The following is an 11,432-nucleotide window of genomic DNA, read 5'->3' on the forward strand; positions in this document are numbered from 1 at the left end:
CTTATCGGTAGTTAACCCTTCCTCCTACACTCTCCACAATCATGTCCGAGCGTTGCACTTATTATCTGAATTCGCGCGTGAACATTTAGTGGTGTATATCATCCTGTGGTCCATTATCGCCTTTATCGATTTAATCTATATTGTCTGGGCCGAATAACGAATATTGACACTTACTGACATTCATTTAAATAAATATAAAATAATAACAGATTTTTTGAAATAACAACCTCATCTCAAATCCCACGAAATCAGCCATAGAGCCGCGATAATTCGTACAACCCCTCGAATCAACTGAACATATTCATAAAATTTAGTTCAAAAATTATGATATAGAAAAAATAACATTCTTAATTGTTATTTTTAAGTTGCAATATTATTTTCCTGGCGCCATTTTAAATTAACTTTTACACTTTATCGGTTCACATTATGCAACTTCGTAATTCTCCATTTCGCTATGGCGCTATTTCTGTTGCCCTGCACTGGCTGGTCGCTATTGCGGTATACGGCATGTTTGCGCTGGGTTTATGGATGGTCACGCTGAGCTACTACGACGGCTGGTATCACCAGGCGCCCGAATTGCATAAAAGCATCGGCATTCTCCTGATGCTGGCGCTGGTGGTTCGCCTTATCTGGCGTCGTCTTTCTCCACCGCCAGGCCCACTCACAAGCTATTCGCGATTAACCCGCATCAGTGCGGTCGTGGCGCATATCGCGCTGTATTTGCTGCTGTTCGGCATTCTGTTCAGCGGCTACCTCATCTCCACGGCTGACGGGAAACCCATCAGCGTATTTGGCTTGTTTGAGGTCCCTGCCACGTTCGCCGATGCGGGAACACAGGCAGACTTCGCCGGAGATATTCACCTGTGGCTGGCATGGACGGTCGTCATCCTTTCGGTCTTGCACGGCCTCGCCGCCTTTAAACACCATTTCATCGATAAAGACGACACCCTCAAGCGCATGCTGGGTAAATCGTCATCTGACTCTGGAGTATGACATGAAGAAAAGCCTGCTGGGATTCACCCTCGCCTCGTTACTGTTCTCTGCCGGTTCCGCGATGGCAGCGGAATACAAAATCGACAAAGAGGGTCAACACGCCTTCGTGAATTTCCGCATCCAGCACCTCGGTTACAGCTGGTTGTACGGCACGTTTAAAGATTTTGACGGCTCTTTCACCTTTGATGAGGCGAATCCTGCAGCCGACAAAGTCAATGTCACCATCAATACCAACAGCGTCGATACCAATCATGCGGAGCGTGACAAACATCTGCGCAGCGGTGATTTCCTCAACGTGGCAAAACATCCGCAGGCGACCTTCACCTCCACAGAAGTGAAAAAAGACGGCGATGAGCTGGATATCACCGGTAACCTGACCTTAAACGGCGTGACCAAACCAGTAAAACTGGAAGCCAAACTGATTGGTAAGGGTGACGATCCCTGGGGTGGCAAACGCGCGGGCTTTGAAGCGGAAGGGAAAATTAAGCTTAAAGACTTCAATATCACCACTGACCTCGGCCCGGCATCGCAGGATGTCGACCTGATCATCTCAGTGGAAGGTGTACAGAAGAAATAAACATCAGGGGCGGATAACACAACATTATCAGCCCCTGAATTTTAACGCACGTAACAGGCTATTACTCGGGATCCGGGATACCGAGTTTCGTGTTCAGACGTCCACGGGATTTGTTGAAAATCTTGTTGCCATTTTCCCGCCCGGCTCGCCGCTTACGCTGCTCTTCTTCAGGCAGTTGGCTCTCTTCCAGACAGGTTTCGCTGCAACAGCCTTTGAATTTCTCGGCACACGACGGGCACTGAATGAACAACAAATGGCAACCGTCGTTCAGGCAGTTGGTATGGCTGTCGCACGGCACGCCGCACTGGTGGCAATGGGCAATCACATCTTCTGAGATACGCTCCCCCATACGCTCATCGAAAACAAAGTTCTTACCGATAAAGCGTACCGGTAGCCCCTGCTCACGGGCGCGGCGGGCGTATTCAATGATCCCGCCTTCGATATGCCAGACCTTGTTAAAGCCATTGTGCTTCATCCAGGCGCTGGCTTTTTCGCAGCGGATCCCGCCGGTGCAGTACATCACGATTTTTTTGTCTTTATGTTCCTGCATCATTTCGACCGCTTTCGGCAACTGTTCACGGAAGGTGTCGGCAGGAATTTCCAGCGCGCCATCAAAGTGGCCCACTTCATATTCATAGTGGTTACGCATGTCGATAAAGACCGCATCCGGGTCGTCGAGCATCGCGTTCACTTCGGCGGCTTTCAGGTATTCACCCACGTCGCTGGCGTTAAATGAGGCATCCTCAATCCCATCGGCAACGATGCGATCGCGCACTTTCATGCGCAGCACCCAGAATGACTTGCCGTCATCGTCGATGGCGATATTCATGCGCAGGCCGTTTAACGCCGGGTCGAAGCTGTACAGATACGCTTTCAGGGCTTCAAACTGGCTTTCCGGCACGCTGATTTGGGCGTTAATCCCTTCATGGGCTAAATATACGCGGCCAAACACATTCAACTTACTTAAGTCAGTATAGAGTGTGTCGCGCGTAGCCTGCGGGTTAACGATAGAGAAATACTTATAGAATGACACCGTTTTGCGTGGCTCGGTTTCCGCGAGCATGCGCGCTTTCAGTTCATCATTCGAGATGCGGTTGTGTAACACTGGCATGGTGTACGTATCCTGCAATGGGGTAGTCAACAAAATCGGGCGGCATCATAAAGCAATTAGTGGCAATTTACATCCACACAATTTGCGCTACATTTCCCTCATTAGAATGATTTTTCCATAACAATAGCCTGGTTATTACGCATTCAATTAGTGGCGATTATGATTGACTCGATAAAAAATGCGACAATGCAGGAGATTTTTGCTGAATAAAGGAACGATATGACGCATTTACCTAAATTTTCCCTGGCACTGCTGCATCCGCGCCACTGGCTTACCTGGTGCGGAATTGGACTGTTGTGGCTGGTGGTACAGTTGCCTTATCCGGTCATATACCGCCTGGGTTGCAGTATGGGTTGGCTGGCAATGCGCCTGATGAAGCGCCGCGTCGATATCGCACACCGCAATCTTGAACTTTGCTTCCCGCAGATGCCGGAGCAAGAACGCCAGGAGATGGTAAAAAAGAACTTTGAGTCGGTCGGTATGGGGGTGATGGAAACCGGGATCGCCTGGTTCTGGTCAGATAGCCGTATCAATCGCTGGGTTGATGTCACAGGCATGGACAATACCAAAATGCACTTCGCCGAAGGCAAAGGCATTTTGCTGATTGGCGTGCACTTCTTAACGCTCGAACTGGGTGCCAGGGTTTTCGGTATGCATATACCGGGCATTGGCGTGTATCGCCCCAATGACAACCCGCTACTCGACTGGCTGCAAACGTGGGGCCGCATGCGCTCAAATAAAACCATGATTGACCGTAAAGACCTGAAAGGCATGGTGCGGGCGCTGAAAAGTGGCGATGTGGTCTGGTATGCGCCGGACCACGACTATGGCCCGCGCTCCAGCGTCTTTGTACCGTTCTTTGCCGTCGAAGAGACCGCCACCACGACCGGCACCTGGATGCTGGCGAAAATGTCAAAATCCTGCCTGGTGCCTTTCGTACCGCGTCGCAAGCCGGACGGTAAAGGCTATGAGCTGATCATGCTGGAAGGGGAAACTCATCCCCCGCTGGAGACGGCAGAAGAGACCGCCGCCTGGATGAACAAGGTCGTGGAACGCTGTATCCTGCTGGCGCCCGAGCAGTATATGTGGTTGCATCGCCGCTTCAAAACCCACCCGGAAGGCACCCCTTCCCGCTATTAATCCCCTACGCAGCCAGGCCCACCGGCTGCGTTTGTTTCATTTCTACACATGCTTTCCGTTGCGGCTATCATCACGCAGGCGCATAATTAGCAGGCTTATCAATTTCAATCGCTAATTATTCGCGCACCCTGCGCTAACGTGAACGGTAATGTCATCTCCTGCTCCAATAAACTGGAAACGTAATCTGACCGTGGCCTGGATTGGCTGTTTTTTAACTGGTGCGGCATTTAGTCTGGTCATGCCTTTTTTGCCCCTCTATGTTGAGCTTCTCGGTGTAACCGGGCACAGTGCGCTCAATATGTGGTCCGGCCTGGTGTTCAGTATTACCTTCCTTTTTTCCGCGATAGCCTCACCCTTCTGGGGCGGTCTTGCTGACCGCAAAGGGCGCAAAATCATGCTCCTGCGCTCCGCACTGGGGATGGCGATTGTTATGACCCTGATGGGGTTTGCGCAAAATATCTGGCAATTTTTGGTGTTGCGCGCCCTGCTGGGTTTGCTCGGCGGCTTTATCCCTAATGCCAATGCGCTTATCGCCACACAGATGCCGCGCAACCGCAGCGGGTGGGCCATGGGCACGCTGTCTACTGGCGGCGTGGCGGGTGCCCTGCTCGGCCCGCTGGCCGGTGGCCTGCTGGCGGATATGTACGGATTGAGGACAGTCTTTTTTATCACCGCCTCGGTACTGTTTATCTGCTTCTTACTGACGCTGTTTTGCATCCGGGAGAATTTCACACCGGTGGCCAAAAAAGAGATGTTGCACGCCAGAGAGGTTATCGCCTCGCTGAAAAGCCCACGCCTGGTACTAAGCCTGTTTGTCACAACCATGATAATTCAGGTCGCCACCGGTTCTATTGCGCCGATTTTGACGCTCTACGTACGTGAACTGGCAGGCAACGTCGGCAATATCGCGTTTATCAGCGGTATGATTGCCTCTGTCCCCGGCGTAGCGGCGCTGATGAGCGCACCGCGTCTTGGCCGTCTGGGCGATCGCATCGGCCCGGAGAAAATTCTGGTTGCCGCCCTGCTGATTTCCGCATTGCTGTTGGTGCCGATGGCCTTTGTGCAAACACCGTGGCAGCTTGGGTTGCTGCGCTTTTTACTTGGCGCGGCCGATGGTGCACTGCTCCCGGCGGTACAAACGCTGCTGGTCTATAATGCAACCCACCAGATTGCGGGCCGCGTATTCAGCTACAACCAGTCATTCCGTGATATCGGCAACGTTACCGGTCCGTTACTCGGCGCGGCAGTCTCGGCAAACTACAGTTTCCGCGCGGTATTCTGCGTGACGGCGGTGGTGGTCCTGTTTAATGCCGTTTACTCGTGGATCAGTTTACAGCGCCCGGCACGTCAGCCAACTGCCGATGTCTCGCTCACCGCGTCGTCGACGATTAACACCGATGACTGATTTTTTTGTTCGGACACTTGCAAAACCCTATATTCAACTATTCTTTCCCTGAATACCTCGTCAAACCCCAGGGAGAAACTTATGACTATGTACGCTACGCTCGATGAAGCCATTGATGCCGCTCGCGAAGAGTTCCTGGCCAGCAACCCTGGTCTGGATGAAGAAGACGCGAGTGTGCAGCAGTTCAATTTCCAGAAATACGCCCTCCAGGACGGGGATATCATGTGGCAGGCCGAATTCTTCGCCACCGAAGAAGAGGAAGGCGAATGTCTGCCGATGGTATCAGGCGAAGGCGCGCAAAGTGTGTTTGATGGCGATTTTGACGAGATAGAGCTGCGCCAGGAATGGATGGAAGAGAATACGCTGCACGAGTGGGATGAAGGCGAATTCCAGCTTGAACCCCCACTCGATACCGAAGAAGGCCAGGCCGCTGCGGATGAGTGGGACGAGCGTTAATTACTCATACGGACCGTGATGGGCATCAATGGGCAGTAACAGCGTGTCGAACACCAGCGAGAACGGCAGATCGAGCACGGTCACATAGCGCCATGCGGAATCACGGACATCCCATTTCACGCCGGAGTAGTACTGGTTACCGTGCCCCTGGCCTGGGATCGTCCGGCTGATGATGCTGCCGCATCCGCTGAGCAGGCACGCCATTAGCGCCACAACAAGAATTCTCACAAAACCTCACATGTCATTATCTGCATAAAAAAAATACCGGCGCTCAGGCCGGTATTTTCCTTAATGTCGGCTTACTTTGCCTTCAGGGCCAGCGGATTGAGTTCCACATCCTGATAATAGCTTACCCAGGAACGGTACTTCTCAGGCGATGCCCATACGCGATAGTGCAAGCGCGCCATGGTGACCGGGTCGCTTAACAGCACCAGACGACGGTCGCGGTTAAGTTTATCCGGGGTCTCGTTCAGCGCCTGCTCGACGTGACGCTCGCGGGCGATCTCCAGGATATGGCCGCTACGGTGACGTGCCGTTGCCATTGCAGTGACCAGCGCGTTAAACGCCGGGTTGAACACCGCATGCATAAAGCCATTTTCCAGCGAACGACTGCGGTTCAGCTCCAGATACTTGTCGGTATCCACCAGCACCTGCGGCGGTGAATACTCTTCCGGGATCAGGAACAGCTTCCAGCGCTTAGTGCGCAGGCCCATTGTCGAACGGCTGGACACCACCGATACGAACGGCGACAGGATCAGCGAGAAGACGATCGGTGCCAGCCAGAACAGGAAGCGCAGATCAAGCCAGGCCATACCCACCGCCCACACCAGCCCCAGCAGCAGTTGGGAACCGTGGCGCATAAAGGCTTCACCCCATGGGGTGGAATCATCATCACGCTGCGGCGAGTTCCAGACCACTTCCCAGCCGAGGAATGCGCTCACCACGAACACAGTGTGGAACAGCATACGTACCGGGGCCAGCAGTACCGAGAACAGCACTTCCAGCAGCAGAGAGATCGTCACGCGTACAAAGCCGCCGTACTCTTTCGGCCCTTTACACCACACCAGAATGATACTCAGCAGTTTCGGTAAAAACAGCAGGATCATCGTCGAGGCAAAGAGCGCGATCGCCAGTTCCGGACGCCACTGCGGCCACACCGGGAACAGCTGGCGCGGTTGCAGGAAGTACTGCGGCTCCGTCAGCGCATGCACCACCTGCAGTGCCGTCGACAGGGCCAGGAACATAAACCACAGCGGCGCGGACAGGTAGGACATGACGCCCGTCAGGAACACCGCACGGTGCACCGGGTGCATCCCCTTCACGAGGAACAGACGGAAGTTCATCAGGTTGCCGTGACACCAGCGGCGGTCACGTTTGAGCTCATCCAGCAGGTTCGGCGGCAGCTCCTCGTAAGAACCCGGCAGGTCATAGGCAATCCAGACGCCCCAGCCCGCACGGCGCATCAGCGCGGCTTCCACGAAGTCATGCGAAAGAATCGAACCGGCAAAGGAGCCTTCACCCGGCAAAGGCGCCAGCGCACAGTGCTCAATGAACGGCTTCACGCGGATGATCGCGTTGTGGCCCCAGTAGTGCGATTCCCCCAGCTGCCAGAAGTGCAGACCGGCAGTAAACAGCGGGCCATATACACGGGTCGCAAACTGCTGGCAACGGGCATACAGCGTGTCCATACCGGAAGCTTTCGGCGAAGACTGGATGATACCCGCGTTCGGGTTCGCTTCCATCAAACGCACCAGCCCGGTCAGACAATCACCGGTCATCACGGAGTCGGCGTCCAGCACCACCATGTAGCTATACTGGCTGCCCCAGCGACGGCAGAAATCATCGATGTTGCCGCTTTTGCGCTTGACGCGACGGCGACGGCGACGGTAGAAGATTTGCCCTTCGCCCTGCACTTCGGCGATCAGCTCCATCCAGGCTTTCTGCTCAGCAACGCAGATATCCGGGTTGTAGCTGTCACTGAGGATGTAAACGTCAAAGTGTTCGCCGTTGCCGGTCGCTTTGACGGATTCCCAGGTCGCACGCAGGCCCGCGAAAACACGATCAACGTCTTCGTTACAGATAGGCATGATCAGCGCAGTGCGGTGCTCAGGGTTGAGCGCTTCATCACCGACAGTCGACGCGGAGATACTGTATTTATCCCGCCCTATCAGCAGTTGTAAGAAGCCCATCAACGCGGTCCAGAAACCGGCCGACACCCAACAGAACAAGACGGCAAACAGAATCAGGATCCCCGTCTGCAGCACATACGGCAGGAGCTGCATAAAGGACACCCACAGATTCTGCCCCATCATGTCTGACGGGTTGATCAGCGCCCAGCCCTGATAAGGCAGGATGGTTTTCATGTACCAGGTGGCAACCACAGTTTGCGCCAGGGTCAGCAACAGCAGGATGTAACGGCGGATAGAGCCCACCGTACGCCATTTTTGCTCGTTGGCCTGTTGCTCTTTAGTCAGACGGGACATGTAGCGCGGCTGCACATCGCGACCACGCAAACGGTCCCAGAAACGCCCAATCGGGTTGGTTCTCCAGGGATCGGGGAACATTGAAGAACGTTTTGCCTTCGGCATAGCCTGCAGCTGTGTGCGCCCTTCATCATCTTTAACGAGCTGACCTTTCGCGAGGGAATCGGGCCAACTGTGCTCAAGACGCGCTTTGACTGAACCCAGCGGAGAGTCATCATCCCGGGTCCAGCTATGACGTTCCTCGTCCAGGGCTTCATGCACGGCACGAAGACTCTCTGTCGGCAGCGCTGCCTTTTCCGTATCCGAAAGCGGCAGCGCGTCGATATACTCAGTTGTCTTATTCATTGGAAGGTAGCTGATAGCTCCAGGTTTCACTCAGGGTCTTGTCTGCATTGACCAGTGCGGCACGCATATCGGTGGTTTTCTTCGGATCTTTCACCTTCACGCGCAGCATCAAACGCCAGCCTTGTGTGACCGGGTTATAGCGTACGGTGTTTTCAACGATTTCACCATTATCACCGATACTGGCCTGCGCGGTGACGGGGGTGTCTTTCGGCAGTTGCTTCATATCCTGACCGGTGAAGTCCACCACAAACGCCACCGTACCATCCGGCTGACGAATCAGGTTGGATTGCTTCACATCGCCAGTGGAGCGACGCGTCTGCATAACCCATGCGTTATCCGGGGCGTGCAGTTTGTCTTCATCACGGCTAAAGGTGATGGTGTATTTGAAGTTCATCTCTTTACCCGGTTCCGGCAGCTGATCCGGCGTCCAGTAAGTGACGATATTATCGTTGGTTTCGTCGTTGGTTGGAATTTCCACCAGCTCAACCTTACCTTTACCCCAGTCGCCTTTCGGCGTGATCCAGGCGCTCGGGCGCAGATCGTAACGATCGTCGATATCTTCAAAACGCGAGAACTGACGGCCACGCTGCAGCAAGCCAAAGCCCTGCGGGTTTTCCATGGCGTAACTGCTCACCGCCAGGTGTTTCGGGTTGTTCAGCGGACGCCAGATCCACTCGCCGTTACCGGCCAGCATCGACAGACCGTTGGAGTCATGCAGTTCCGGGCGGAAGTTGGTTGCCGGAGACGGCTGTGCCGGCCCGAACAGGAACATACTGGTCAGCGGTGCCACGCCCAGTTTGCCGACTTTGTCACGCAGATAGACTTTCGACTGCACGTCTACAACCGTGTCGCGGCCTGGGATAATCACAAAGCGATAAGCCCCCGTCGCACGCGGAGAATCCAGCAGTGCAAAAATGGTCAGGCGTTTGTCAGTCGGTTTTGGACGCTCAATCCAGAACTCTTTAAAGCGCGGGAACTCTTCCCCGGACGGTAATGCGGTGTCGATAGCCAGACCACGGGCAGAAAGACCGTAAACCTGACCTGCGCCAATCACACGGAAGTAGCTGGCGCCCAGCATACTGACGATTTCATCGTTTTTGTCTTTATTATTAATGGGGTAGAGGACTTTGAAACCGGCGAATCCGAGGTCTTTGACGGTGTCTTTATCATGCTGCACGTTGCCAAAGTTAAAATAATCCGGGCTGTATTTGATTTTGCGAACAGCGGTGGCGGTGACTTCATTGATTGCGACTGGCGTGTCGAAGTACATGCCCTGGTGATAAAATTCAAGCTTAAATGGGGTGTTGATGGTGTTCCAGTAGGCCTTGTCGTGGTTGAACTGAATCTGCTGGTAATCCGCATATTTCATTTCACGGAACACGGACGGCAGATTGCTCTTCGGCGCTTCGTAACCTTTGCCTGCTAAGGATTGTGCCTGTTTTGCGACATCGTCAATGGAAAAAGCCCAGCCTGATGACGTATAAAGTGACAGCAGAACCGCAGCGCCTAACCAACGCATTTTCATCATTCGTAATTTAGGTTTCATAATAACTAAGCACTTCCCCCTTTGTGTGCTTAAATCGATCCGATCCATTTTAATGGAAACTTTGGCATTCCGACAACTGAATCCCCGCTTTGTTCAGCTTGCTGGCTCAGTGAATAAGCAAATGAAACTAACCCTTTATCGTTTTGCGTACTTATCCTGGAGACAGTCTATCGGTCATAGTGTAGGGTTGCTTAGGAATGTAATCATTATTTGTCTTATGGATAAGACGAAAAGTCTGAGATTGAACGGAGTTATATGAGCAGAGTACCCGCACAACGTGAATATTTCCTTGATTCCATCCGCGCGTGGTTAATGTTGCTTGGGATCCCCTTTCACATTTCGCTGATTTACTCGAGCCACATGTGGCACGTGAACAGCGCGCACCCGTCGTGGTGGCTGACCCTGTTCAATGACGCTATCCACGCCTTCCGTATGCAGATGTTTTTCGTCATTTCCGGCTATTTCTCCTACATGCTTTATCTGCGCTACCCGCTGCAGCGCTGGTGGACCGTGCGCGTGGAGCGCGTCGGCATCCCTAATGCTGACCGCCATTCCCCTGCTCACGCTGCCGCAGTTTATCATGCTGCAGTATTTTTTATGCTTTTTAAAACATTGATTTAAAACAAGAATAATATTTGTAAGGAAGTTTGAGTTACTTATGGGTTACTTCTTAGGGGATTAAAAAACGTACATAATAATGGGAATATTTAAAGTAATACCCGAACAAAACAATGTCGAGTGTTAACGAGGCGTATACTTGTACTTTTTGTACTGTTCTGGTTCAGATTTAGGTTCTGGTCGAGGACGTGGCTTAGGCTCGGATTGTCCCCTGATTTTTTTCTCGCGTTCAAACAAAGCCTTGTTGTTTTCTGTACTGTTGTAGTTGTTTGCATGCTCTGTCATTTTGTCCCATTTAGCTGTTGAAATCATTCTTCTGGTAACGGGATCAACCATTGCGCAATCCTCTTTCTTCTCTTGTTGAATAACAGGACTCGTTAAAACACTATTGCTGGCAACCATATTATGGTTAGATTCTTCTTTTGCTTTTTTCTCAAACTTACCTGCAAAAATATCTTGTATACGATTTACGAATGCCATCATTAATGCTCCTGCCATTTTAGATAGCTGTTTTCCTGGGGTGTCGTTTTTCTTTGCTTTATGAACTTCTAACATCTTATTCTCGCTATTGGCACTCATTCCAGCATATAAAGATGCTGGTTTATGAGCGAGCGGGGATTTTATCCCATTGTTTTTAGGTGTTGTGTCAGGAGAGGGAAATATAACTTTATTGCGTGGTCTTCTAAGGAAGGTGCGATTTAATCGTCAATTATGAGAACATAACCCTTTCTTTGACATAGACTTTTCACGATGCCCGC

At 52.3% G+C, this 11,432-nt stretch carries 11 protein-coding genes and 1 pseudogene; 7 read left to right on the forward strand and 5 right to left on the reverse strand.

Annotated features, from left to right (window positions below; all coding sequences use genetic code 11):
• Positions 1 to 52 precede the first annotated feature (52 nt).
• From ACSZPU_RS19150 to ACSZPU_RS19160, 3 genes are all read left to right on the forward strand, one after another.
• Positions 53 to 157, forward strand: a complete 105-nt coding sequence (locus ACSZPU_RS19150) for a DUF2770 family protein (protein ID WP_499002045.1) — start codon at positions 53 to 55, stop codon at positions 155 to 157.
• A 269-nt stretch (positions 158 to 426) separates the two neighbouring features.
• On the forward strand, positions 427 to 993 hold the full coding sequence (locus ACSZPU_RS19155; RefSeq protein ID WP_499002026.1) for a cytochrome b: 567 nt from the start codon (positions 427 to 429) through the stop codon (positions 991 to 993).
• A gap of 1 nt (position 994) precedes the next feature.
• Positions 995 to 1,570, forward strand: a complete 576-nt coding sequence (locus ACSZPU_RS19160; protein ID WP_499002028.1) for a YceI family protein — start codon at positions 995 to 997, stop codon at positions 1,568 to 1,570.
• Positions 1,571 to 1,631: 61 nt separating this feature from the next.
• Here the strand turns inward: ACSZPU_RS19160 and trhO are convergent, their stop codons facing one another.
• The gene (gene trhO / locus ACSZPU_RS19165) at positions 1,632 to 2,681 is read right to left on the reverse strand and encodes an oxygen-dependent tRNA uridine(34) hydroxylase TrhO (protein WP_499002031.1); all 1,050 of its coding nucleotides are present in this window, start codon (positions 2,679 to 2,681) and stop codon (positions 1,632 to 1,634) included.
• A 219-nt stretch (positions 2,682 to 2,900) separates the two neighbouring features.
• Here trhO and ACSZPU_RS19170 point away from each other — a divergent pair, with 219 nt between their 5' ends.
• The 3 genes from ACSZPU_RS19170 to ACSZPU_RS19180 all read left to right on the forward strand — a co-directional run bounded on the left by ACSZPU_RS19170 (position 2,901) and on the right by ACSZPU_RS19180 (position 5,682).
• Complete coding sequence (locus ACSZPU_RS19170; protein ID WP_499002033.1) at positions 2,901 to 3,821, forward strand: Kdo(2)-lipid IV(A) acyltransferase; 921 nt, start codon at positions 2,901 to 2,903, stop codon at positions 3,819 to 3,821.
• A 148-nt stretch (positions 3,822 to 3,969) separates the two neighbouring features.
• Positions 3,970 to 5,226 (forward strand): multidrug efflux MFS transporter MdtG, encoded by a 1,257-nt coding sequence (mdtG, locus tag ACSZPU_RS19175; RefSeq protein ID WP_499002035.1) that lies wholly within the window; start codon positions 3,970 to 3,972, stop codon positions 5,224 to 5,226.
• Positions 5,227 to 5,307: 81 nt separating this feature from the next.
• Positions 5,308 to 5,682, forward strand: coding sequence for a MysB family protein (locus ACSZPU_RS19180; RefSeq protein WP_499002038.1), 375 nt, complete (start codon positions 5,308 to 5,310; stop codon positions 5,680 to 5,682).
• Here ACSZPU_RS19180 and ACSZPU_RS19185 read toward each other — a convergent pair whose 3' ends face one another.
• The 3 genes from ACSZPU_RS19185 to mdoG all read right to left on the reverse strand — a co-directional run bounded on the left by ACSZPU_RS19185 (position 5,683) and on the right by mdoG (position 10,038).
• Positions 5,683 to 5,910 carry a YceK/YidQ family lipoprotein gene (locus tag ACSZPU_RS19185; RefSeq protein WP_499002039.1) on the reverse strand — a complete coding sequence of 76 codons (228 nt, stop codon included), beginning with the start codon at positions 5,908 to 5,910 and terminating at the stop codon, positions 5,683 to 5,685.
• A 71-nt stretch (positions 5,911 to 5,981) separates the two neighbouring features.
• On the reverse strand, positions 5,982 to 8,510 hold the full coding sequence (gene mdoH / locus ACSZPU_RS19190; protein WP_499002042.1) for a glucans biosynthesis glucosyltransferase MdoH: 2,529 nt from the start codon (positions 8,508 to 8,510) through the stop codon (positions 5,982 to 5,984).
• Complete coding sequence (mdoG, locus tag ACSZPU_RS19195) at positions 8,503 to 10,038, reverse strand: glucans biosynthesis protein MdoG (RefSeq protein WP_499002047.1); 1,536 nt, start codon at positions 10,036 to 10,038, stop codon at positions 8,503 to 8,505. Before mdoG ends, mdoH begins: the two co-directional genes overlap by 8 nt.
• Before the next feature lie 273 nt (positions 10,039 to 10,311).
• Between mdoG and ACSZPU_RS19200 the strand changes: the two are divergent.
• Positions 10,312 to 10,648 (forward strand): annotated as a pseudogene (locus ACSZPU_RS19200) (acyltransferase family protein); the annotation flags it as partial.
• A gap of 149 nt (positions 10,649 to 10,797) precedes the next feature.
• Here ACSZPU_RS19200 and ACSZPU_RS19205 read toward each other — a convergent pair.
• The gene (locus ACSZPU_RS19205; protein ID WP_499002044.1) at positions 10,798 to 11,229 is read right to left on the reverse strand and encodes a hypothetical protein; all 432 of its coding nucleotides are present in this window, start codon (positions 11,227 to 11,229) and stop codon (positions 10,798 to 10,800) included.
• Positions 11,230 to 11,432 lie beyond the last annotated feature (203 nt).

It is taken from the genome of Phytobacter sp. V69, assembly GCF_965644215.1.
Lineage (GTDB): Bacteria > Pseudomonadota > Gammaproteobacteria > Enterobacterales > Enterobacteriaceae > Phytobacter.